At 66.2% G+C, this 23,111-nt stretch carries 20 protein-coding genes; 19 read left to right on the top strand and 1 reads right to left on the bottom strand.

Features of this window, described 5'->3' with window-relative positions:
- The first annotated feature begins 19 nt into the window (after positions 1-19).
- Together NVV90_RS10550 and mshC are read left to right on the top strand one after the other, a co-directional pair.
- Positions 20-853, top strand: coding sequence for an undecaprenyl-diphosphate phosphatase (locus NVV90_RS10550; protein WP_258437265.1), 834 nt, complete (start codon positions 20-22; stop codon positions 851-853).
- A gap of 15 nt (positions 854-868) precedes the next feature.
- Entirely contained in the window at positions 869-2,146 is a 1,278-nt protein-coding gene (gene mshC / locus NVV90_RS10555) for a cysteine--1-D-myo-inosityl 2-amino-2-deoxy-alpha-D-glucopyranoside ligase (RefSeq protein WP_258437266.1), read from the top strand.
- Between the two features lie 79 nt (positions 2,147-2,225).
- Here mshC and NVV90_RS10560 read toward each other — a convergent pair whose 3' ends face one another.
- Positions 2,226-3,131 carry a PAC2 family protein gene (locus NVV90_RS10560; protein ID WP_258437267.1) on the bottom strand — a complete coding sequence of 302 codons (906 nt, stop codon included), beginning with the start codon at positions 3,129-3,131 and terminating at the stop codon, positions 2,226-2,228.
- Positions 3,132-3,251: 120 nt separating this feature from the next.
- On the opposite strand from NVV90_RS10560, the gene NVV90_RS10565 reads away from it, so the two are divergent.
- The 17 genes from NVV90_RS10565 to NVV90_RS10645 all read left to right on the top strand — a co-directional run bounded on the left by NVV90_RS10565 (position 3,252) and on the right by NVV90_RS10645 (position 22,955).
- On the top strand, positions 3,252-3,986 hold the full coding sequence (locus NVV90_RS10565) for an HAD family phosphatase (RefSeq protein WP_258437268.1): 735 nt from the start codon (positions 3,252-3,254) through the stop codon (positions 3,984-3,986).
- Positions 3,987-5,156, top strand: coding sequence for a site-2 protease family protein (locus NVV90_RS10570; RefSeq protein ID WP_258437269.1), 1,170 nt, complete (start codon positions 3,987-3,989; stop codon positions 5,154-5,156). It abuts the gene before it with no gap.
- Between the two features lie 112 nt (positions 5,157-5,268).
- Entirely contained in the window at positions 5,269-6,336 is a 1,068-nt protein-coding gene (locus NVV90_RS10575; protein WP_258437270.1) for a tRNA (adenine-N1)-methyltransferase, read from the top strand.
- Positions 6,337-6,434: 98 nt separating this feature from the next.
- Positions 6,435-8,243, top strand: coding sequence for a proteasome ATPase (arc, locus tag NVV90_RS10580; RefSeq protein ID WP_258437271.1), 1,809 nt, complete (start codon positions 6,435-6,437; stop codon positions 8,241-8,243).
- Between the two features lie 50 nt (positions 8,244-8,293).
- A complete protein-coding gene (gene dop, locus NVV90_RS10585; protein WP_258441137.1) occupies positions 8,294-9,913 on the top strand; it encodes a depupylase/deamidase Dop in 1,620 nt (539 codons plus the stop codon).
- 97 nt (positions 9,914-10,010) lie between these two features.
- Positions 10,011-10,214, top strand: a complete 204-nt coding sequence (locus NVV90_RS10590; RefSeq protein ID WP_207616947.1) for a ubiquitin-like protein Pup — start codon at positions 10,011-10,013, stop codon at positions 10,212-10,214.
- A gap of 79 nt (positions 10,215-10,293) precedes the next feature.
- Positions 10,294-11,103, top strand: a complete 810-nt coding sequence (gene prcB / locus NVV90_RS10595; protein WP_258437272.1) for a proteasome subunit beta — start codon at positions 10,294-10,296, stop codon at positions 11,101-11,103.
- A 1-nt stretch (position 11,104) separates the two neighbouring features.
- The gene (gene prcA / locus NVV90_RS10600; protein WP_258437273.1) at positions 11,105-11,812 is read left to right on the top strand and encodes a proteasome subunit alpha; all 708 of its coding nucleotides are present in this window, start codon (positions 11,105-11,107) and stop codon (positions 11,810-11,812) included.
- Position 11,813: 1 nt separating this feature from the next.
- Entirely contained in the window at positions 11,814-13,178 is a 1,365-nt protein-coding gene (pafA, locus tag NVV90_RS10605) for a Pup--protein ligase (RefSeq protein WP_258437274.1), read from the top strand.
- 111 nt (positions 13,179-13,289) lie between these two features.
- On the top strand, positions 13,290-14,213 hold the full coding sequence (locus NVV90_RS10610; protein WP_258437275.1) for an FKBP-type peptidyl-prolyl cis-trans isomerase: 924 nt from the start codon (positions 13,290-13,292) through the stop codon (positions 14,211-14,213).
- Between the two features lie 61 nt (positions 14,214-14,274).
- Positions 14,275-14,670: an FKBP-type peptidyl-prolyl cis-trans isomerase gene (locus NVV90_RS10615; RefSeq protein WP_207616952.1), complete on the top strand. Its 396-nt coding sequence runs from the start codon at positions 14,275-14,277 to the stop codon at positions 14,668-14,670.
- 120 nt (positions 14,671-14,790) lie between these two features.
- Complete coding sequence (locus NVV90_RS10620) at positions 14,791-16,776, top strand: YafY family protein (protein ID WP_258437276.1); 1,986 nt, start codon at positions 14,791-14,793, stop codon at positions 16,774-16,776.
- Positions 16,777-16,801: 25 nt separating this feature from the next.
- Positions 16,802-17,152, top strand: a complete 351-nt coding sequence (locus tag NVV90_RS10625) for a hypothetical protein (RefSeq protein WP_258437277.1) — start codon at positions 16,802-16,804, stop codon at positions 17,150-17,152.
- 36 nt (positions 17,153-17,188) lie between these two features.
- Complete coding sequence (gene tatA / locus NVV90_RS10630) at positions 17,189-17,449, top strand: Sec-independent protein translocase subunit TatA (RefSeq protein WP_258437278.1); 261 nt, start codon at positions 17,189-17,191, stop codon at positions 17,447-17,449.
- Between the two features lie 48 nt (positions 17,450-17,497).
- The gene (gene tatC / locus NVV90_RS10635) at positions 17,498-18,292 is read left to right on the top strand and encodes a twin-arginine translocase subunit TatC (protein ID WP_258437279.1); all 795 of its coding nucleotides are present in this window, start codon (positions 17,498-17,500) and stop codon (positions 18,290-18,292) included.
- A gap of 24 nt (positions 18,293-18,316) precedes the next feature.
- Entirely contained in the window at positions 18,317-21,268 is a 2,952-nt protein-coding gene (locus tag NVV90_RS10640) for an RNA helicase (RefSeq protein WP_258437280.1), read from the top strand.
- Between the two features lie 37 nt (positions 21,269-21,305).
- Complete coding sequence (locus NVV90_RS10645; RefSeq protein ID WP_258437281.1) at positions 21,306-22,955, top strand: amidohydrolase; 1,650 nt, start codon at positions 21,306-21,308, stop codon at positions 22,953-22,955.
- The last annotated feature ends 156 nt before the right edge of the window (positions 22,956-23,111 follow it).

A 23,111-nucleotide genomic window follows, 5' to 3' on the forward strand; every position in this document is an offset into this window, starting at 1 on the left:
TGACGTAGGGTCTATTCACGTGAACTGGATAGAAGCAGCCTTGCTTGGCCTGGTGCAGGGCCTTACCGAATTCCTCCCGATATCCTCCAGTGCGCATCTGCGCATTGTCGGCTCGTTCCTTCCGACAGCGGCCGATCCGGGGGCGGCCTTCACGGCCATCACGCAGCTGGGCACGGAAACCGCCGTCATTGTGTTCTTCTGGCGGGACATTGTGCGGATTGTCTGCGCATGGTTTGGTTCGCTCCGCGGAACTGTTGCCCGCAACCACCCCGACGCCCGCATGGGCTGGCTGGTGATCCTGGGAAGCCTGCCGATCATCGTCCTCGGCCTGCTGTTCCAGGACCAGATTGAATCCGTACTGCGCAGCATGTGGATCGTGGCCACCATGCTCATTGTCTTTGGCATGATCCTCGCGGTGGCCGATGCCGTCGGCAGGCAAGAGCGCGAGCTCAGCGAGTTGAGCTACAAGCACGGCATCCTGTTCGGCCTTGCCCAGGCCATGGCGCTGATCCCCGGGGTATCCCGCTCCGGCGGGACCATCACGGCGGGCCTGCTCATGGGCTACACCCGTGAGGCAGCCGCCCGGTACTCCTTCCTGCTGGCCATTCCAGCGGTCTTCGGCAGCGGGTTGTACCAGCTGTACAAAACCGTATCCAACGAAGGCATCACCGGGCCCTATGGCCTCCCGGAAACAGCCATGGCCACCGTCATCGCCTTCGTCGTGGGATATGTCATCATCGGCTGGTTCCTGAAGTTCGTTTCCACCCGCAGCTACCGGCTGTTTGTCTGGTACCGGATCGTGCTCGGCCTCGCCCTGTATGTGTTGCTCGGTTTCAATGTCATCAGCGCCTAGCACTAAGGTTGAGCTGTGAAATCGTGGACCTCCCGCCCTGTGCCTGAACTGCCCGGCAGCATGCCGCAACTCCGACTCTTTGACACGGCCCTTGGCAGGATCACGGACGTCGAACCGCAGGGCGAGCAGTCCATGTATGTCTGCGGCATCACCCCGTATGACGCCACCCACATGGGCCATGCGGCCAGCTACGTCGCCTTCGACCTTCTCAACCGGGCTTGGCGGGACGGCGGCCAGCGCGTTTCGTACGTCCAGAACGTCACCGACGTCGACGATCCCCTGCTGGAGCGGGCCGCGGCCACCGGCGTGGACTGGCGCGAGCTCGCCGCGAGCCAGATCGAGCTCTTCCACACGGACATGGACGCCCTGAACGTCCTGGCACCCAACCACTACATCGGCGCCGTGGAAGCGATCCCCGGGATTGTTCCCGCCATTGAGAAACTCATCGAGGACGGGCTTGCGTACCGCGTGGCGGGCACCGGGGGAGAGCCCGACGGCGATATCTACTACGACGTCGAGGCCGCCGGCAAGCAGTCCGATGCCCCTGACGCCTGGACGCTGGGTGACGTTTCCCGCCTCGGGGAGGCGGAAATGCTGGAGCTTTTCGCCGAACGCGGCGGCGACCCCGGCCGTGCCGGGAAGCGCCAGGCCCTTGATCCGCTGCTGTGGCGGGTGGCCCGCGACGGCGAACCCAGCTGGCCCGGCAGCTCGCTGGGCGACGGACGTCCTGGCTGGCACATCGAATGCACGGTCATCGCCCAGAAGTACCTTCCCGCACCGTTCACGGTGCAGGGCGGCGGCTCGGACCTGATTTTCCCGCACCACGAAATGGGTGCAGGGCACGCCTACTCCCTGGCGGGTGTGCCACTGGCACGCCACTATGCGCACGCCGGGATGGTGGGCCTGGACGGCGAAAAGATGAGCAAGTCCAAGGGAAACCTGGTCCTCGTCTCCAAGCTGCGCGCGGCCGGCGAGGAACCGGCGGCAATCCGCCTGGCCATTCTGGCCAACCATTACCGCTCGGACTGGTCCTGGACGAGCGAAGGTTTTGACGCTGCGAAGGAGCGGCTCAGCACGTGGCGGGCCGCCCGTGAGAACGCACCGGAGGGTTCGGCCGCGGAGCTGCTGGCCCTCATGCGCCGCGAACTCGCCAACGACCTCAACGCGCCGGGGGCAATTGCCGCCGTCGACGCCTGGGCTGCCGGGGCCGTGCGCAGCGAAACCCCGAACTCGCCCATCGACAGCGCCCTGGTGAGTGACGCCGTCAACGCCCTGCTCGGCGTCGAGCTCTGACAGCTCCTGAGCACTGAGCTCCGGAGTACTGAGCTCCTGAGTACTGGGGCCCGGCGTTTGCGGCGCCGGGCCCCGGCCGTCAGGGGCGTTCCTTGCCCCTGCGCTTGAGGTAGCGCTCGAACTCGCGTGCGATCGATTCGCCGGTGGCCTCGGGGAGATCGGCGGTGTCCTTCGCCTCCTCTAGCTGCCGCACGTACGCCGCAATCTCGGGGTCTTCCGTGGCGAGCTCGTCCACGCCGCGCTCCCAGGCCTCCGATTCCTCGGCAAGGCTGTGCGTGTCCAGCGGCACCTGCAGGAGGTCCTCGACCTTGTGCAGGATGGCCAGCTGGGCCTTCGGCGACGGCGGCTGCGCCACGTAATGCGGCACGGCTGCCCACAGGGACACTGTGGGCAGGCCGGCAAGCAGCGCGAATTCCGCCAGGACGCCCACAATCCCCACGGGGCCCTCATACTGCGAAGACTCCAGGTTCATGCGCTCCCGCAGGCCACTGTCCTCGGTGGTGGTGCTCACCGGGATGGGGCGGCTGTGCGGCACATCGGCCAGCAGCGCCCCGATGAGCACCACGGCGTCCACGCCGAGGGCCTCGGCATGGACCAGCAGTTCCGTCGTGTAGGCGCGCCACCGGTAGGACGGTTCGCTGCCGAGGACAAAGACAACGTCCACATTGCTGTCCGGGACGGACGCCCGGTAGATCCGGGTGGATGGCCATTTAACTTTGCGCGCGCCGGTGGATGTACGGCGGACCGTTGGCCGGGTGAACTGGAAATCGTAGTAGTCTTCAGCATCCACCGTGGCGACCTTCTTGCCGTCCCAGAGCTTGTTCAAATAGTGCAGGGCATCACTGGCCGCCTCTCCCGCGTCGTTCCAGCCCTCAAAGGCCGCCAGCATCACGGTGACGCGGCCGCCTTCCGGTCCGGCCTGGAGAAATCGCTCGGGCTCCGGTGCGCTGTCCTGTCCCTCGGGGGTCCCGTCCACACTGTTCATCCACTCACCCTACGTCCAAGACGCGGTCGGATGCATGGCATTCCGGCTTGCGGCATGCCGGTGAGGGTCCGCACGGCAAGGCGGCCAGCCGGCCCCGGGCTTCCACGTAGACTTGAAGCCATGCAATCCTCAGCCACCCAGCCCTTCCTCAAAGCAGCTCTCTGGGATATGGATGGCACTCTCGTGGACACGGAGCCGTACTGGATCGCTGCGGAGTATGCGCTCGTGGAAGCCCACGGAGGGCGTTGGTCGCACGAACAGGCCATGCAACTGGTGGGCCAGTCGCTGCTGCACTCCGCGGGCATCCTGCAGCAGGCGGGCGTCCGCATGGAGGCCCGCGACATCATCGACCTCCTCAGCGCCGAAGTCATCCGGCAGGTCCGCACGGAAGTGCCGTGGCGGCCGGGTGCCCGCGAACTGCTCGATGACCTTCACGGCGCCGGCGTCCGCTGCGCCCTGGTCACCATGTCCGAGGGTCCGCTCGCCCAGGTCGTTGTGGACAGCCTGCCTAAGCCGTACTTCGAATTCCTGGTCACGGGCGACACCGTGACCCAGGGCAAGCCCCACCCCGAGGCCTATCTCACCGCCGTCGAGCGCCTGCGCGCCAGCGACTCGGCCGTGACCGTGGACCACTGCGTGGCATTGGAAGACTCTGTCCCCGGCGTGGCAGCAGCCATTGCCTCGGGCGTGGTCACCGTAGGCATCCCGCACCAGATGCCGTTACCGGACGATGCACGCCGCGCCACGTGGGACTCGCTGCGGGGCCGGGGCGTCGCCGACCTTGAAGAACTGGTGGCCGCGAGGGCCGCTCTGCGGGATGCCGATGCCGGCCTGCTCGTTGAAGGAGTCAACTAAGTGAGCAGCCCTGGTACAGCGCAGCACGGCGCCCACAGCAGGAAAAGAGAGGGCATACCGCTGGGCCGCATCGCCGGTATTCCCGTGTTCCTGGCCTATTCGTGGTTTGTCATCGCGGGTTTCACCGTGATCGTCTATGGTCCGGCACTGCTCCTGCGGATGCCCGGGCTGGGGTTCGGCGCCTACCTCGTGGCCTTCGCTTATGCGTTGCTGCTGGCTTTTTCCGTGCTGGTCCACGAGCTCGCCCATGCGCTCAGCGCGAAGGCCTTCAAGTGGCCCACAGAGAAGATCGTCCTGAACCTGTGGGGCGGGCATACCCAGTTTGAGAGCTTCACCGCTTCTCCCGGCCGTTCCGTGCTGGTGGCCCTCGCCGGTCCGGCTGCGAACTTCGTTCTCGCCGGCCTGACGTGGGCCTTGCTTCTCTCCGGTGCTGTCTCGGGCGTCGTGGAGATCCTGGCCAACATCCTCATGTGGGCCAACCTCCTGATCGGGATCTTCAACGTCCTGCCCGGCCTGCCCCTGGACGGCGGCCGCCTGGTCGAATCCGCCGTGTGGAAAGCCACGGGAAGCCAGGAAAAGGGCACGGTGGCGGCCGGTTGGGCCGGCCGTGTGATCGTCGCGGGCCTGGTCATCTGGTTCATCGGCCTGCCGCTGCTCAGCGGAACGCTGCCCGAGGTCAGCATCCTGCTTATCACGGTCCTCGTCTGCGGGTTCCTGTGGGTGGGGGCCTCGGGAGCCATCCAAAGCGGACGCTTCCGCAGCCGCCTGCACCTGGTGAGCGCCGTCGCGCTGGCCGAACCCGCCGTCGGGATCCCTAATTCCGCCACCGTGGAAGACGTGCTGAGGATCGCGCCCGCCGGAACGCCCGCCGTCGTGATCTGTGGCCCGGACGGCAAGCCGCAGGGCCTTGTCGACGGTGCGGCAACCGCGGCGGTCCCTCCCGGCGCAGCGGCGGCCACACCCGTCACCGCCGTAGCCCACGCGCTTGCCGCGGGCGCCTATGTGCCTGAATGGTCCAAGGGGCAGGAACTGATCCAGTACCTTTCACGGCTCGACGGCGGCGAGTACGCCGTAGTGGACCACAACGGAACGGTGACGGGCCTGCTGCGGCAACAGGCGGTAGTGACAGCGATTACAGGTAAAGAACCCCGCCGAAACGGGCGTCCCTGACGCCCCAGCCGGTAGAGTTACGTGCCGGCCGTGAAATATCCCGGACAGCTTTGACGCGCCACGAGGCAGCAATAATTGACGGCAACCGCCGTACAGGAGCGAGGAAACACCAATGAGCAGCGAAACCGCCGCCAACGACTTGGCCATCAACGACACGGCCATCGGCGCGGCCACCCCTGCCGTCCAGCCGACCGGCGCCGCACGGCGCCGTGGACCCTTCCGGGTGGGCGAGCGGGTCCAGCTCACGGACGAACGCGGCCGCATGAACACCGTCACCCTGGAAATCGGCGGAGCGTTCCACACGCACCGCGGCTTTCTGAACCACGACGAAATCATCGGCAAGGTGGACGGTTCCGTGGTCAGCAACAACGTGGGCCAGCAGTACCAGACCCTGCGCCCGCTGCTCTCCGACTTCGTGCTCTCCATGCCCCGCGGCGCGGCCGTGGTGTACCCGAAGGACGCCGGCCAGATCGTCACCATGGCGGACATCTTCCCCGGCGCCCGCGTGGTGGAGGCAGGTGTCGGCTCCGGCGCGCTGTCCATCTCGCTGCTGCGCGCCGTCGGCGACGGCGGCTACCTGCACTCCTTCGAACGCCGCGAGGAATTCGCCGACATCGCCCGCGGCAACGTGGAGACCATCTTCGGCGGCGCGCACCCGGCCTGGAAGATCTCCTTGGGCGACTTCCAGGAGGAAGTGGTCCGCGCGGAAGAGCCCGGTTCCGTCGACCGCGTGGTGCTGGACATGCTCGCTCCCTGGGAGTGCCTGGACGCCGTGGCCACGGTGCTGGCACCCGGCGGCGTATGGATCAACTACGTCGCCACCGTCACCCAGCTGTCCCGCACCGCCGAGGCCATCCGCGCCGACGGCCGCTTCACCGAGCCCGACGCCTGGGAATCCATGGTCCGCGGCTGGCACCTTGAAGGCCTGGCCGTGCGCCCGGACCACCGCATGGTGGCCCACACCGGCTTCCTGCTGGTGACCCGCCGCCTGGCGGACGGCGTCACGGGCATTTCCGTCAAGCGCCGCCCGTCCAAGACCGAATTCAGCGAAGAGGACCTCAACGCCTGGACCCCCGGTGCCGTGGGGGAGCGCGCCGTCTCCGACAAGAAGCTCCGCCGTGCCGCCCGCGATGCCATCGCCGGCACCAATGTCCAGGACGACCCCTCGGTCACAAGCTGAGCAAAGGTCACAAAGTAGTCCGCATTCCGGATGTCAGCGTCCTCCCTGCGCTTTTCGGGTCTAAGGTCTTGTTAAGCGCAGGAAGGGGCTGATGAATCGTGGATACGTCGAACAACGACTTCGGACGGACAACTCCGGAGGAACCGACCGCAGCAGCGGAAGGGGTGACGGCCCGCGTACCGGCCGCCGTGCCGCCGTCGGACCCTGCCGGCGACATGACCGTGGCCGAGCGCCAGATCAACATCCTGCGCGACAAACTGCGCCACATTGACCGGCAACTGGCCGCAGCCACCCAGAACAACACCAAGCTGGTGACGATGCTGGAGGCGGCCAAGGCCGAGATCCTCCGCCTGAAAGGCGCCCTGGAACAGGAAGGCCAGCCGCCCTACAGTTTCGGCACCGTGGTCCAGATCAACCCGCGCCGGCTGCCCACCGCGGGCAGTTCCGGCCAGGCCGCCACGGAGGAATCCGTGGACATCTTCAACGCGGGCCGGAAGATGCGCGTCGGCATCAGCCCGCTGGTCAACGTCAACCAGCTCGCCGTGGGCCAGGAAGTCCTGCTCAACGAGGCCCTCCTGATCGTCGCCGGACTCGGCTACGAACGCGCCGGCGAACTGGTCACGCTCAAGGAACTGCTGGGCAAGGACCGTGCCCTGGTGGTGGGCCGCGCCGACGAGGAACGCGTGGTGCGCCTCTCGGGCGCCCTGCAGGGCCAGCACCTGAAAATCGGTGACGCCTTGTCGCTGGATTCCCGAACGGGCTACGCCCTGGAAAAGGTGCCCCGCGCAGAAGTCGAGAACCTCGTCCTCGAGGAAGTCCCGGACATCACCTACGAGGACATCGGCGGACTGGGCCCGCAGATCGAACAGATCCGCGACGCCGTCGAGCTTCCCTTCCTGCACCCGGACCTGTACCGCGAACACGGCCTCAAGGCCCCCAAAGGCATCCTGCTGTACGGCCCGCCGGGCTGCGGCAAGACCCTCATCGCCAAGGCCGTGGCCAACTCGCTGGCGGCACGTGCCGCCGAGCGTGCCGGCAACCTCGACCTCAAGAGCTACTTCCTGAACATCAAGGGCCCCGAGCTCCTCGACAAGTACGTTGGTGAAACCGAACGGCACATCCGCCAGATCTTCGCCCGCGCCCGGGAAAAGGCCTCGGACGGCAGCCCCGTGGTGGTGTTCTTCGACGAGATGGACTCCCTGTTCCGCACCCGCGGCACCGGCGTGTCCTCCGACGTCGAGACCACCATCGTGCCGCAGCTGCTGAGCGAGATCGACGGCGTGGAGCGGCTCGACAACGTGATCGTCATCGGTGCCTCCAACCGTGAGGACATGATCGACCCGGCCATCCTGCGTCCCGGCCGCCTGGACGTGAAGGTCAAGATCCAGCGCCCCGATGCCGAGGCCGCCGCCGATATCTTCAGCAAATACATCACCACCGACCTCCCGTTCCATGCCACCGACCTGGCCGAGTACGGCGGAGACGTCCAGGCCACCGTGGACGCCATGGTCCAGCGGACGGTGGAAGCCATGTACTCCACCGAGAAGTCCAACGAGTACCTCGAAGTCACGTACGCCAACGGCGACACCGAGATGCTCTACTTCAAGGACTTCAACTCCGGCGCCGTGGTGCAGAACGTGGTGGACCGTGCCAAGAAGTACGCCATCAAGGACCTGCTGACCACCAACCAGAAGGGCCTGCGCATCGACCACCTGCTCCGCGCCGTGGTGGATGAGTTCCGCGAGCACGAGGACATGCCCAACACCACCAACCCGGATGACTGGGCACGCATCTCCGGCAAGAAGGGCGAACGCATCACCTACATCCGCACCATCGTCCAGGGCAAGGCCGGCCAGGAGCCCGGGAAGTCGATCGAAACGACGCCCAACACCGGCCAGTACCTGTGACGGGGCACCCCGAGGGCGCGCCGTCCGAGAAGCTTCCCGTCGGCGGCGCCATGCGCGTCATGGGTTCGGAGACCGAATACGGCATCCACGCGCCGTCGGCCCCGGGCGCGAACGCCACCATGATGTCCGCACGGATCATCCAGGCCTACGCCGCCGTCACACGGCAGCGTGCCGCCGGCGGTGCCGAAACACGGTGGGACTACACGGACGAGGAACCGCTCCACGACGCGCGCGGCTGGACCCTTGAGCGGGCCTCCGCGGATCCGAGCCAGCTGACCGACCAGCCCCCCGTGCTCGACGCCGAGGCCGTCGCCTTGGCCTATGGCCGGCAGGAGCTGGAATCCGACGGCGCGGACGAATCCGGTTCGCTCCTCATGAACATGGTCCTGGGCAACGGGGCACGGCTGTACGTGGACCACGCCCACCCCGAATACTCGAGCCCCGAAGTTACCAACCCCCGGGATGTTGTCACCTGGGATGCCGCCGGGGACCTCGTGGCACTCGCTACGGTGCGCAGGGTGGCCTCGGATCCGGAGCTGCCGGCCATCAATCTCTACAAGAACAACACGGACAACAAGTCCGTCTCCTACGGCTCGCATGAGAACTACCTCATGCCCCGCTCCGTGCCGTTCGGTGACATCATCCGTGGCCTGACGCCGTTCTTCGTCTCGCGCCAGGTGGTGTGCGGCGCCGGCCGGGTCGGCCGGGGCCAGGACAGCTCCACGCCCGGCTACCAGATCAGCCAGCGCGCCGACTTCTTCGAGGCCGAGGTAGGCCTCGAGACCACCATCCGGCGGCCCATTATCAACACCCGCGATGAGCCCCATGCCACGGCGGACAAGTACCGCCGGCTCCACGTGATCATCGGCGACGCGAACCTCAGCCAGGTCTCCAACTACCTGAAGTTCGGAACCACCGCCATGGTGCTCAGCCTCATCGAAGCCGGCCAGGCGCCGAAGATCGAAGTCCACGAACCGGTCCAGGCCCTGCAAACCGTCAGCCATGACACCTCCCTCACCGCCACGGTCCGGCTCCTGGACGGGCGAAGGGTCACCGCCTTGGACATCCAGTGGATCTACTACGAGGCCGCGGCCAAGCTCGCCCAGGAATCGGGCGTATCCGATGCCTTCACCGGCGACGGCCACACCCACGAAGTCCTGGAGCGCTGGGAGGCCACCCTGACCGCCCTCGGCGGAGACCTGGCCGCCGCGGCATCTTCAGTGGAGTGGCTGGCCAAGATGTCCCTCCTCGACGGCTACCGCAACCGCGACGGCCTCGCCTGGAACGATGCCCGGCTGGGCCTCGTGGACCTGCAGTGGTCGGACATCCGTCCCGAAAAGGGCTTGTACCACCGCCTGCTGTCCCGGGACAGGATGCAGAGAATCGTCGACGACGGCGACATCAGCCGCGCGGTGCTGGAACCGCCGTCGGACACCCGCGCCTTCTTCCGCGGAAAATGCGTGTCCAACTTCGGCAACGACGTGGTCGGGGCCAGCTGGGATTCGGTCATTTTCGATGTCCCGGGAATGGGCAAACTGCAGCGTGTGCCCACGCGGGAGCCGCTGCGGGGAACCGAATTCCTGACAGGGCCGCTGTTCCGGCGCCACGCGGATGCGGCGTCGTTCCTGGCCGAACTGATGGGGCAGAACACCGCTCCGCCACGGGCTTAACCGAGGGCCCCGCAAAGCAGGGCGAAGCGGCTGCAGCCGTGGCAATATGGCATTAAGGAAGTCCCCACAGGCGGGGACGGACAGTAGGGAGAAGGAAATGGCAGCGCAGGAGCAACAACAACCACAGTCACGCGAGACTGAATCCGAGGTGGACGTCCCCGAGGCCCCGCCGGCAGCTCCGGAGGCCCAGGCCTCGGCAGCCACCCAGGGAGTGGATGATCTTCTGGACGAAATCGACGGCGTGCTGGAATCCAACGCCGAGGAATTCGTCCGGGCCTTCGTCCAAAAAGGCGGCCAGTAGCCGCGGCGGAACAAGGTTGTACGGCCCGGCCGGTGTGAGGCCGCCGGGCATCGGATGTGAGAGTCGAAGGAGCGCAGCAATGCAGGACCTACCCGCCCGCCACCTGGCCACCCAGGCAACGTCCTCGTTTACCGAGCATCTGCAACGCTCCAGGCCGGAGCTGCTTCCCTTCGGCCAGGCTCTTCCGGCGGGGAGCGTCCCGCCCACGCCGCACGCCACCACCATCGTCGCGATCTCCTATGCGGGAGGTGTGCTGATGGCGGGGGACAGGCGCGCCACCATGGGCAACGTCATCGCCAGCCGCCACATTGAAAAGGTCTTCCCGGCCGACCAGTTCTCGGTCCTTGGCATCGCGGGCACGGCCGGCCTGGCCATCGACATCACGCGGCTGTTCCAGGTTGAGCTGGAGCACTACGAAAAAATCGAAGGAACCCTCCTCAGCCTGGATGGCAAGGCCAACCGGCTCGGTGCCATGATCCGGGGAAACCTGCCCATGGCCATGCAGGGCCTCGCCGTGGTCCCGCTTTTCGCCGGCTTCGACACCGTCATGGGCGTCGGCCGGCTGTTCTCCTACGACGTGACCGGCGGCCGCTATGAGGAGCAGGAGCACCACTCGGTGGGCTCCGGTTCCGTCTTCGCGCGGGGCGCCCTCAAGAAACTGTGGCGGCCGAACCTCACGGAGGAAGAGGCCGTCGCGGTCGCCGTCGAGGCACTATACGACGCCGCCGACGACGACTCGGCCACCGGCGGCCCCGACGCCGTTCGGCAGCTCTGGCCGGTGGTCTACACGGTGAACCGGGCCGGAAACCGCCGCATCCCCGAACGGGATCTGGCGGCCATCGCCGAAGGAATAGTCGAATCGCGCACCGTCGCACGGAGGGAGGCCTGAGATGACCCAGCAGTTCTACGTATCGCCCGAACAGCTGATGAAGGACCGTGCGGACTTCGCACGGAAGGGCATCGCACGGGGACGCTCCGTGGTGGTGGTCAGTTGCGCCGACGGAATTGCCTTCGTGGCCGAGAACCCCTCGCCGTCCCTGCACAAAATCGGCGAGATCTACGACAAGATCGGTTTCGCCGCGGTCGGCAAGTACAACGAATTCGAAAGCCTCCGGCAGGCCGGCGTCCGGTACGCCGATGTGCGCGGCTATTCCTATGACCGGGAGGACGTCACAGCACGCGGGCTGGCCAGCGTCTACGCGCAGAGCCTCGGTGCTGTGTTCACAGCCGAGCAGAAGCCTTTTGAGGTTGAGCTGGCAGTGGCCGAAGTCGGGCTGAACCAGGCCGACGACCACCTTTACCGGCTCACCTTTGACGGGTCCATCGCCGACGAGAACGGCTTTGTGGTGATGGGGGGCCTCGCGGAACAGGTGGCAGACGTGGTCAGGGCCGGGTGGAAATCCGAACTGGACCTGGCCGCCGCGATGCGCCTGGCCGTCAAGGCCCTGGCAACGGACAAAGAGGTGGACGCCCTGCCGGCCACCGCCGTCGAGATCGCCGTACTGGACCGCGGTTCGGAAAGCAGCAGGGGATCGCGCAGGGCCTTCCGCCGACTGGGAGCGGAAGACATCACACAGCTGCTGGCTGAGGAGGCCTGAGATGGATAAGAGGATTTTCGGCATCGAGACCGAGTTCGGCATCTCGTATTCGAGTCCGGACTCACGTCCACTGGCCCCGGAGGAGGTCGCCAGGTACTTGTTCCGCAAAGTGGTCAGCTGGGGACGTTCTTCCAATGTGTTCCTGACCAACGGTTCGCGGCTTTACCTTGACGTCGGCTCGCATCCCGAATACGCGACGGCTGAATGCGACGACCTCGCCCAGCTCATCGCGCATGACCGCGCGGGCGAGCTCATCCTTGACGACCTGGTGGACGAAGCACAGATGCGCTTGTCCGCCGAGGGATTCAACGGCACCGTGTACCTGTTCAAGAACAACACGGACTCCGCAGGGAACTCCTACGGAAGCCACGAAAACTACCTCATCCCGCGCAGGGGCGAATTCTCCCGGCTGGCCGAAATCCTCATCCCGTTCCTCGTCACCCGCCAGCTGATTGCCGGCGCCGGCAAGGTGCTGAAGACCCCGCACGGGGCCACGTTCGCGTTCTCGCAGCGGGCCGACCACATCTGGGAGGGCGTCTCCTCCGCCACCACCAGGTCCAGGCCCATCATCAACACCCGCGATGAGCCGCACGCCGATGCGGAGTTCTTCCGGCGCCTGCACGTGATCGTCGGCGACTCCAACATGTCGGAAACCTCGGCCCTGCTCAAGGTGGGGACAGTGGACCTCATCCTGCGCATGATCGAGGCCGGAGTCATCATGCGGGACATGCGCATGGAGAACCCCATCCGCAGCATCCGGGAGATCTCGCACGACCTCACCGGCCGGGCCCTGGTGCGGCTGGCGAACGGCCGGCAGCTATCGGCACTTGAGATCCAGCGCGAATACTTCGCCAAGGTCACCGAGTTCGTCGCCGCCAACGGCGCCCACAACGCCCACGTGCCGCTCATCCTCGACCTGTGGGGACGGACCCTGGACGCGATCGAAAGCGGCGACACCAGCGGCATCGATACCGAGGTGGACTGGGCCATCAAGAAGAAGCTCATGGACAGCTACATGCAGCGGCATGGCATCGGCCTTGATTCGGCCCGGATCGCCCAGCTGGACCTGACGTACCACGACATCTCCCGCCAGCGCGGTCTGTACTACCTGCTGCAGTCCCGCGGCGCCGTCAAGAGGGTCGTCACCGAGACCGAGGTCAAGGACGCCGTGGACGCTCCGCCCCAGACGACGCGCGCCAAGCTCCGTGGAGACTTCGTCCGTAGGGCCCAGGAACTTGGCCGGGACTACACCGTTGACTGGGTCCACCTGAAGCTGAACGACCGCGCCCACCAGACCATTCTGTGCAAGGATCCCTTCCGCAGTGTCGATGAGCGGGTCGACGCACTCCTTGATTCAATGAGCTGACTCCCAGCTTGGCGGGTTATTCTGGATGGTGGCCTCTACGAGGCCGCCCAGTGCTTGGCCGCGCCCAGTGCGCGGCCAGGCTCTCCTTGTGCCCCGACGAAAGTTCATTCTGTGCGCCGACTCCTAGCAATTCTCATTCCGGGCCTCCTGCTGCTCACCGCATGCGGAGGCAGCCCAAGCCCGGAGCCCACCAGCCAGTCAGCAGGCGAAACCGCCAAGCTTGACTCCGTCAAGGTCACGGACAACGGCGACAAGAAGGCTCCCGGCGTTGACTTCGCCAAGCCTTTGGAAGTTGCCGAGGCCACCGTGAAGGTGGTAGCCGAAGGCGGCGGCGACCGTGTCAAGGCCGGCCAGACGATCTCGGTCTCCTTCATCGCCCTGGACGGCAAGGACGGCAAGGCACTTGGTGACTCGTACGACACCGAGCCCGAAGCCATTGAGTTGAATGACGAATTCAAGGCCCAGGACGCCGTCCTGTACAACGCCTTCGTCGGTACCAAGGTCGGCTCCCAGCTGGGCTATGCCGTCCCGTCGCAGGCCCAGACCGGCGAGGCCTCGAAGGAGACCCGCCTGTTCATTCTCAAGGTGACGTCCGTGAAGGACTCGGCCAAGGTCCTGGACAAGCCCGAAGGCGAAACCGTGACCCCGCCGGCCGGTCTGCCCACCGTCAAGGTCAACGACAAGGGCATCCCCGAGATCTCCGTGGAAGGCGTCAGCGCCCCCACACAGCTCATCGCCCAGGACCTCATCAAGGGCTCGGGCCCGGCGGTCACGGCCAGCAACACACTGACCGTCAACTACGTGGGCGTCAACCTCGTGGGCGGCGTGAAGTTCGATTCCAGCTTCGACCGCGGCCAGCCCGCCAGCTTCCCGCTGACCGGCGTCATCAAGGGCTGGACCCAGGGACTTGCCGGCAAGACCGTCGGCTCGCGCGTCCTCCTGGTCATCCCGAAGGACCTCGCCTACGGTGAGGCAGGACAGGGCGAAGCCAAGGGTGACCTCGTGTTCGTCGTCGACATCCTCGGCGCCAAGTAGCCCCCAGCTGTTTCCACATATTTGTCCGTAACCCAACTCCGTATCCAAGCAAGGAGCAACCATGTCATTTGGTCAGCGTGATCTCGACCGCACGAAGCCGGAAATCGACTTCCCCGAAGGCGACGTTCCCACGGAACTCGTCATCACCGACATCATCGAAGGCAGCGGCGCTGAGGCCAAGGCCGGCGACACCGTTTCCACCCACTACGTGGGCGTCGCCTGGTCCACGGGCGAAGAATTCGACGCTTCCTGGGGCCGGGGCGCACCGCTGGACTTCCGCGTCGGCGTCGGCCAGGTCATCCAGGGCTGGGACCAGGGCCTGCTGGGCATGAAGGTCGGCGGCCGCCGCCGCCTGGAGATCCCTTCCGAGCTTGCCTACGGCTCCCGCGGTGCCGGCGGAGCGATCAAGCCCAATGAAGCACTGATCTTCGTTGTGGACCTCGTCGCCGTCCGCTAACCCAGGACGCCACGCAACACCCGCTTCGGATCGAAGCACGAAGGCGCGTCATCTCCCGGAATCCATCCGGCAGGTGACGCGCCTTCACGCTTTGCACGGGGACTTTAGTAACGTGGCAGGGTGTCCGCATCACGTACTGAACGACTCCTCAATCTGCTCCTGGCCCTGTTGAACACGGAACTGGGGCTTTCCCGTGCCGTCCTGCGCGAGAAGGTTTACCACGACGACGCCGGGAATGACGTTGCCTTCGGACGCATGTTTGAGCGGGACAAGGTTGATCTGCGCCAGTTCGGCTTCGAGATCGAAACGATCACGGACCGGGGTTTCGGCGAGGACGACCCCGCATCCACGCGCTACCGCATCGGCAAGGAAGCCAACCGTCTGCCGGACGTGAGTCTGACTCCTGCCGAGTGCACCGTGCTGATGCTGGCCGCGCAGCTATGGGAGCGGGCCGCGCTGGGTTCCGCGGCGGTCAGCGCCATGCGGAAGCTGCAGGCGGGCGGCGGGCTCGCCGACGTCGAACTTCCCTCGGGCCTGCAGCCCCGCATCAAACCCGCCGGGCAGGCGTTCGACGACGTCGTGGCGGCCATGCACGGCCAGCATCCCGTCAGCTTCGGCTACTTGGCCGGCAGCACCGGACGGGAGGAGTACCGGGTGGTGGAGCCTTGGGGGCTCGGCAGCCGTTTCGGGCAGTGGTACCTGGTGGGGCTGGACCGCGCACGCTCGGCCAAGCGTTTTTTCCGCCTGTCCCGGATGACGACCGCGGTCACCGTTGACACCAGCGGGACGTTCGAGCCGCCGGAGGCGTTCGACGCCCGCGCTGAGCTTGACACCCTTAGCGAGCTGCCCCTCCAGCGGGCGGTCCTTGACGTAGTGACGGGCCGGCTCCTCGGTCTCCGCAAGCGTGCCGAGGAAGATCCCGTCGACGGCGCGGGGCGCGAAGGCCGTGACCGGCTCAGCCTCACGTTCCGGGATCCGGAACAGCTCGCCGAAGAACTCGCGTCCTATGGGCCCAACGTCCACGTTGCTGCCCCGGCGGAATTGCGGGCAGCGGTGCTGCGCCGCCTGGAGGCTGCAGCGGCTTTCGCCGCGGCCCCCTCCATCCCCGTGGATTTCCCGGACGCCGGACCGGTCCCGCGCGCCCGGAAGCGGACATCCGAGGAGCAGCTCACCCGCATGCTCCAGCTGGTTCCATTCCTGGTCCACCACCAGGGCCTGCACATCCAGGACGTCGCCGAGCGGTTCGGTGTCACACGCAAGGAACTGATCGAGGACCTGAAGATCCTCATCTGCTCCGGGCTGCCCGAGGGCTATCCGGACGAACTGCTGGACATCCAGTGGGAGAACGACCACGTCTACATCAGCGAGCACCTGGACTTGAACCGGCCCGTGCGCTTCAGCGAAGACGAAGCCGGCGCCCTCCTCACGGGCCTGGCCATGCTCGGGGACCTGCCGGCGCTGGCGGGCATGTCCGGGGACGTACTCGAATCGGTGACGCTCAAACTGACCGGCGCAGCAGGCGGCGCCGGGCGCCTCGCCAGCTCGCTGGCAGGCCAATCCGTGGCACCGGAAGACTCACGGGCGTTCGAAACCATCACGCAGGCAATCCGCGACGGCCAGCAGCTGCGCCTGCGCTACTTCTCCCTCCAACGGGACTCCGTCTCCGAACGGGACGTCGACCCCCTGCGTCTGTATTCCCTGGACAGGACCTGGTACTTCGAGGCCTACTGCCACAGCAAGCAGGGACTGCGGAACTTCCGGCTTGACCGCGTGGAGGAGCTCGAAGCCAACGGCCGGCCGGCGTCCGGCCTTGCCGTGGCCGCGGAAGGTTTCCCCGCGAAGCTCTTCACCACCAGCGATGACGACACCTTGGTGGTTCTGCAGCTGAGCCGGCAGGGAGCCGGCCTCGCCGATGACTATTACGCCGAACGGACTGCACCGCTGCCCGACGGCGGGATGCTGGCCGAGGTCCGGTTCGGCAGCACCGACTGGCTGCCCATGTTCGTGGCGCAGCACGGTGGAGCGGTCCGGGTTCTGGAGCCGCGCCCGGTGGGGCAGGCCATCGCGGACTGGCTCTCCGCCGCACTGGCGCAGTACGCAGACTGACATGCCGGCTCGCTAGACTACTCAGATGCCTTGGTGGTCATGGATCCTGCTGTGGATCGCGCTCGTAGCACTGTCGCTGCTCTTCTACGTCCTGCTGGGCATCCGTTTGTTCCGCCAGTTCATGGCAACAGTTCATGAATTGTCTGCCGGGGGGAAACGTTTCAGCCATCTCGACCCTTTCGGAGAAACCTCCGACGTAGAACCCTCTGAAGCTGCGAAGCCGGCCGGTTCGGCCGTTTTTGCCTCGCCGGAACAGATGCGGCATGATTACGTGACGGCCAAAGCCTCCCGCCGGGAAGTCCGCCGCAAAAGGCGCGTATTGCGCAAGGCAGAACGGGGCCAGCCCCAGTCCCTGCACGACATAGAATTCAGTTAGACGTAGGATGTATCCAAAAGGAAAGGACCTCCCCACATGAGGCTCGAAGGCTGGCATCTCATCATCATCATCGTTCTCGCCCTGGTGCTCTTTGCAGCACCGAAGCTGCCGTCCATGGCGCGCAGCATCGGGCAGTCGATGCGCATTTTCAAGTCCGAAGTCCGCGAAATGAAGAAGGACGGCTCCACGGAGGCCAAAGAAGGCTCCGACGCCGTCGAAGGCAAAGTAGTGGAGCACCCGGACACCAAGACCAAGAGCGGCGACGACACCGACGTTCCGCCGTCCAACCGCGTCTAAGCGGAAGTGGTACAGACAAAGGGGCGCAAAGCCAATCCTGAAGCCCGGATGGCATTGCTGGACCACCTCAAGGAGCTGAAGAACCGGCTGTTCAAGGCCGCCATCGCAGTCATCCTTGGCACCGTGATCGGTTTCATCGCCTATCAGCCCCTGCTTGAAGCGCTGATCAAACCGATCAAGGACCTGAATGAAAAAGAGGGCCGGCTGGCCACGCTGAACTTTGACGGCGTGGCAAGCTCGTTCGACCTCATGGTCCAGGTCTCGGTGTTTCTCGGTCTGATCGTGGCCAGCCCGGTCTGGATCTACCAGCTCTGGGCGTTCATCGTCCCCGGCCTGCACAAGAAGGAACGGCGCCTGGCGCTTTCCTTTGTGGCCGCGGCGGTTCCCCTGTTCGTGGGCGGCGTGCTGCTGGCCTGGTTGGTCCTGCCGAACGCTGTCCGTGTTCTCACGGACTTCACCCCGGTGGGTGGCTCCAACTTCATCAGTGCCGAGATCTACCTGGCATTCGTGCTCCGGCTCCTTCTGGCGTTCGGCATCGCGTTCCTGGTTCCCGTGGTGCTTGTGGGACTGAACCTGGCCGGAATCATCAAGGGCAAGCAGTTGGTGAAGAGCTGGCGCATCACGATCTTCCTTGTGTGCCTGTTTGCGGCCATGGCAGCTCCCGGCGCGGACGCCATGAGCATGTTCTACCTGGCGGCTCCGATGCTTCTGCTCTTCTTCGCCGCGATCGGCGTGTGCCTGCTCAACGACCGCCGCCGCGAGCGTCGTGCTGCCAAGCGGGCCGCTGAGACAGAAGCCACTGCCGACACCGGTACCTCGGCCGCCGATCTGGAGAATCTCTAGACACACGGCCACTAGGCTTGAAGCATGTCCTCCATTTCCGGGTCTCCCTCACCATCAGACAGCTTCCAGGCGGCCGCGCAGCGGACCGCCGAGGCAAAGAGTCATCTTGGCGCTTTTGCCCGGACCCTGGAGTTCGAGCTGGACGACTTTCAGCGCGAGGCGTGCCGGTCCCTCCAAGAGGGCCGCGGCGTGCTGGTCGCGGCCCCGACAGGGGCCGGCAAGACCATCGTCGGCGAATTCGCCATCTACCTGGCCCTGGAACGGGGGCTTAAGGCCTTCTACACGACGCCCATCAAGGCGCTCAGCAACCAGAAGTTCTTCGAGCTGTCGGCAAAGTACGGCTCCGGTAACGTAGGCCTTCTGACGGGCGACACCACCATCAACGGCGAGGCCCCCGTCGTCGTGATGACCACGGAAGTCCTTCGGAACATGCTGTACGCCGATTCGGCAACCCTGGGTGACTTGGGCTACGTCGTCATGGACGAAGTCCACTACCTCGCGGACCGCTTCCGCGGGGCCGTGTGGGAGGAAGTCATCATCCACTTGCCGAGCGAGGTGCAGGTGGCATCGCTCAGTGCCACCGTCTCCAATGCCGAGGAATTCGGTGCCTGGCTGGATACCGTCCGCGGCCACACCGACGTGATCGTCTCCGAGCACCGCCCGGTACCCCTGTGGCAGCACGTTATGGTGGGCAAGGAAATTGTCGACCTCTTCGCCGGCGACACCAGTTTCGACGAGATCGCCCCCGAGGCCGCCGAGCCGGACGGGTCCGACCGCGCGGCTGTCATGGCGGCTGTCGCCCCTGCGGACAGCCGCGTCGGCAAGGCAAGCACCGCGCGGACGGGACAGACGCCGTCAGCCGGCCCGGAATTCGAAGTGAACCCCGAACTCCTCTCCATGGCCCGCGCCGAAAGCCGGATGAACTTCAACGGGCGGTTCGGCCACGGCGGACGCAGCCAGCGCCGCCAGCACCGCCAGCGCGAGGAACGCAGTTCCAGCGAGCAGCGCAGCCCCGTCCGGAAGGCCAGCAGGCCCCAGGTCATCGCCAGCCTCGACCGCCAGGACCTGCTGCCCGCCATCACCTTCATTTTTTCCCGGGCCGGCTGCGACGCCGCCGTGGCGCAATGTGCCGCTGCCGGGCTGTGGCTCACCACCGAACGCGAACAGCAGATCATCGCGCTCCGTGTAGATGAAGCCAGCCGCGAGATCCCGGCGGACGACCTCGACGTCCTCGGATTCTGGAGCTGGCGTGACGGCCTCCTGCGCGGGCTGGCAGCCCACCACGCAGGAATGCTGCCCACGTTCAAGGAAGTCGTGGAGAAGCTCTTCGCCGACGGGCTCGTCAAGGCCGTCTTCGCCACCGAAACCCTCGCGCTCGGCGTCAACATGCCCGCCCGTTCAGTGGTGCTGGAAAAGCTGGACAAGTTCAACGGCGAAGCGCACGTCAACATCACTGCGGGGGAGTACACGCAGCTCACCGGACGTGCTGGAAGACGCGGCATCGACGTCGAAGGCCACGCGGTGGTTCTTTGGCAGCCCGGCACGGATCCGGCTGCAGTGGCCGGTCTGGCATCCCGCCGGACCTACCCGCTCAACTCAAGTTTCCGGCCCACTTACAACATGAGCATCAACCTGATAGCCCAGTTCGGCAGGGAGCGTGCCCGCGAAATCCTCGAATCCTCCTTCGCGCAGTTCCAGGCCGACCGTTCCGTGGTGGGACTTGCCCGCCAGGTGCGCAGCAGGGAAGAGTCCCTGGCCGGCTACGCTGAATCCATGAAGTGCCACCTTGGTGACTTCACCACGTACGCCAAGCTGCGGCGCGAACTCAGCGACGCCGAGAACCACGCGGCGCGGAACAAACAGCGGGCGCTCAAGTCCCATGTAGGGGCTTCGCTGACGCGGCTGATCCCCGGTGATGTCATCAACCTGTCAGGGGGGCGGACCCCGGGCTACGCCGTGGTGCTGAACTCGGACGACAACGCCCGTGAGCCGCGGCCGGCGGTGCTGACGGCGGACAACCAGTTGCGCCGGATCGGCGTGCACGACGTCGACGGCCCGGTCACGCCAGTGACCCGGATCCGAATTCCGAAATCTTTCAATGCCAAGCTGCCCAAGCCCCGGCGCGACCTCGCCGCATCCCTGCGCAACGCGGTGCGCGAGGACGTGCCCAGGGTCGGACGCAGCAGCAGGAACGAGGACTTCGGGCTTGGCTCGCGGATGCCGGACCAGGAAAAGAAGATCGCCGAGCTGCGCCGGGCCCTGCGCGCCCACCCTTGCCATGGCTGCAGCGAACGCGAGGACCATGCCCGGTGGTCGGAGCGCTGGTGGAAGCTTCGCCAGGATACGGACGGGCTGGTCCGGCAGATCCAGGGCCGCACCAACACCATCGCGAAGACTTTCGACCGAGTGTGCGACGTCTTGTCGAGCTACGGGTACCTGCAAGCAGCCGGCGGCGGCCAGCCGGCCATCAGTGCCGACGGCCAGCGCCTGCGCCGGATCTACGGCGAGAAGGACCTGCTCATCTCCCAGTCCCTCCGGCAGGGAGCCATCAACGATCTCGACGCCGCCGAGATGGCGGCGCTGGCGAGCACGCTGGTTTACCAAGCCAAACGTGAGGACCGGGGACTGCGGCCCAAGATGCCGTCCGTATCGCTGGAGACCGCCGTCGACATCGTGGTCCGTGAATGGTCCCTGCTGGAGGACACCGAAGAGCAGAACAAGCTTCCGCTGACCGGGGAGCCGGAGCTCGGCCTCATGTGGCCGATCTTCAAATGGGCCAAGGGGCGGCATCTCCAGGACGTACTCAACGGAACCGACATGGCGGCCGGTGACTTTGTCCGCTGGGCCAAGCAGGTGGTGGACCTGCTCGACCAGCTTGCCAAGGTTCCCGCGCTCGATCCGCGCGTCACCAGAATCTGCCGCGAATCGATCGACCTCATCCGCCGTGGCGTGGTGGCCTACTCCACCGTTGCCTGACCATTCCACTTTCCAGATTTCCCAAGGAGCAGCACGCATGAACCAGCCCGGCACGCCCGGCGGCAGCACCCAGCCGCGCAAGGTGACGATGTACCGCAACGGCTCGGTCTACACCGCCGCAGACCCCTTCGCCACCGCCATGTTGGTTGACGGCGACACCGTCGCCTGGGTTGGTTCCGAGCAGGCAGCAACCTCGATCGCCGATGCGTCCATGGATATCATCGACCTTCGTGGGGCCCTGTTGGCACCCGGCTTCGTGGACTCGCATGTCCACCTCACCGAAACCGGCATGGCCCTGGCGGGGCTGCAGCTGAGCAGTGCCCGCTCCGCCCGCGAACTGCTCGACGCCGTCGCCACTGCGCCCACTGACGGAACCGTTCTGGGCCACGGCTGGGACGAGACCATGTGGCAGGACAGGACACTGCCGACTCCTGAAGAGCTCGGGCGCGCTGCCCGTGGCAGGCCTGTCTACCTGTCCAGGATCGACGTCCACTCCGCACTGGTGTCGCAGTCGCTTGTGGCCGCGGCCGGGCTGGACGGCATGGATGGCTTCGACGGCGGAACGCAGGTGGTGCGTGCGGCACACACGGCTGCCCGGCTGGCTGCGCGGCAACTGCCCGAGGCAGACCGCCGCGGCTACCAAGGCGCGGCCCTCCGCGAAGCCGCTGCAAACGGATATGTTGCGGTCGCTGAAATGTCGGCGCCGCATATTTGCAGCACCGACGACCTGCGCATGGCTGCATCCTGGAACGACGGCGGCGCCATGCCCGAGGTCCTGCCCTATTGGGGCGAGCTGGCCACCTCTTCCGGGCACGCACAGAGCATTCTGGATGGCCTGGGCACGCCCGTCCTCGGACTCGCCGGAGACCTCAACATCGATGGTTCCATCGGCTCGAGGACTGCAGCACTCCGGGAAGACTACAGCGATGCCGCGGGCCATCGGGGCAGCCTGTACCTTTCCGTGGATGACGCTGCCAAACACCTGGCAGCCTGTTCCGTGCTGGGGATTCAGGCCGGCTTCCACGTCATCGGCGACGCCGGCCTCGAAGCTGCGCTGGATGCGCTCGATCTGGCCGCCGCCGAGGCGGGCGAGCAGCGGGTCCGAGCTGCCGGCCACCGCTTCGAACACGTCGAGATGGCCAGCTCCGCGGCGCTGGAGCGTCTGGCGACGTACTCCGTCACGGTCAGTGCCCAGCCGGCCTTCGACGCCGTGTGGGGGACCCCCGGCGGGCTGTATGAGCAGCGGCTGGGGGAGCGCAGCAGGGAGATGAACCCCTTCGCCGCCTTCTACTCGAAGGGTGTCCCGGTGGCCTTCGGCAGCGACAGCCCCGTCACGCCGCTGCGTCCCTGGTCCAGTGTCCGCGCGTGCCTGGAACACAACAACCCGGAGCAGCGCATTTCCGCACGGGCGGCGTTCCTGGGACACACACGGGCGGGCTGGCGCGCCAGCAAGTACCGGAATCCGCTCATGGGCCAGCTGGTGCCCGGGGCACCGGCCAGCTTTGCCGTGTGGGAAGTGGAAGAGCTCATGGTCCAGGTGGCAGACAACCGCGTGCAGTCCTGGAGCACCGATCCGCGGGCGCGTACGCCCCTGCTGCCGGCTCTCGATACCGGCAACGACCCCGCCTGCCTGCAGACGGTCCGCGAAGGCCAGGAGCTCTTCGCCAGCCCCGCACTGCGAGGCTGAACCCGCCAGTGCAGTCCCCGCCATGAGCGTTCCATCCAAGGGCAATTTCCGCCCGGACAAGCAGCCTCTGAGCTGGGACGATACACGTTGCCCCAGCTCACGGGCTGGTTGACAGTTCCCGTCAAGTCCGTAGCATTGAGGCTCTACGGATGGTCC

Origin of the sequence: Arthrobacter sp. CJ23 (assembly GCF_024741795.1) — a bacterium.
Classification (GTDB): Bacteria; Actinomycetota; Actinomycetes; order Actinomycetales; family Micrococcaceae; genus Arthrobacter.

Coding starts and splice junctions, on each gene's coding strand:
- NVV90_RS10560 (WP_258437267.1), bottom strand. CDS start 3,131: ATGAACAGTGTGGACGGGACCCCCGAGGGACAGGACAGCGCACCGGAG.
- NVV90_RS10565 (WP_258437268.1), top strand. CDS start 3,252: ATGCAATCCTCAGCCACCCAGCCCTTCCTCAAAGCAGCTCTCTGGGAT.
- NVV90_RS10575 (WP_258437270.1), top strand. CDS start 5,269: ATGAGCAGCGAAACCGCCGCCAACGACTTGGCCATCAACGACACGGCC.
- dop (WP_258441137.1), top strand. CDS start 8,294: ATGCGCGTCATGGGTTCGGAGACCGAATACGGCATCCACGCGCCGTCG.
- NVV90_RS10590 (WP_207616947.1), top strand. CDS start 10,011: ATGGCAGCGCAGGAGCAACAACAACCACAGTCACGCGAGACTGAATCC.
- prcB (WP_258437272.1), top strand. CDS start 10,294: ATGCAGGACCTACCCGCCCGCCACCTGGCCACCCAGGCAACGTCCTCG.
- prcA (WP_258437273.1), top strand. CDS start 11,105: ATGACCCAGCAGTTCTACGTATCGCCCGAACAGCTGATGAAGGACCGT.
- pafA (WP_258437274.1), top strand. CDS start 11,814: ATGGATAAGAGGATTTTCGGCATCGAGACCGAGTTCGGCATCTCGTAT.
- NVV90_RS10615 (WP_207616952.1), top strand. CDS start 14,275: ATGTCATTTGGTCAGCGTGATCTCGACCGCACGAAGCCGGAAATCGAC.
- NVV90_RS10625 (WP_258437277.1), top strand. CDS start 16,802: ATGCCTTGGTGGTCATGGATCCTGCTGTGGATCGCGCTCGTAGCACTG.
- tatA (WP_258437278.1), top strand. CDS start 17,189: ATGAGGCTCGAAGGCTGGCATCTCATCATCATCATCGTTCTCGCCCTG.
- tatC (WP_258437279.1), top strand. CDS start 17,498: ATGGCATTGCTGGACCACCTCAAGGAGCTGAAGAACCGGCTGTTCAAG.
- NVV90_RS10640 (WP_258437280.1), top strand. CDS start 18,317: ATGTCCTCCATTTCCGGGTCTCCCTCACCATCAGACAGCTTCCAGGCG.
- NVV90_RS10645 (WP_258437281.1), top strand. CDS start 21,306: ATGAACCAGCCCGGCACGCCCGGCGGCAGCACCCAGCCGCGCAAGGTG.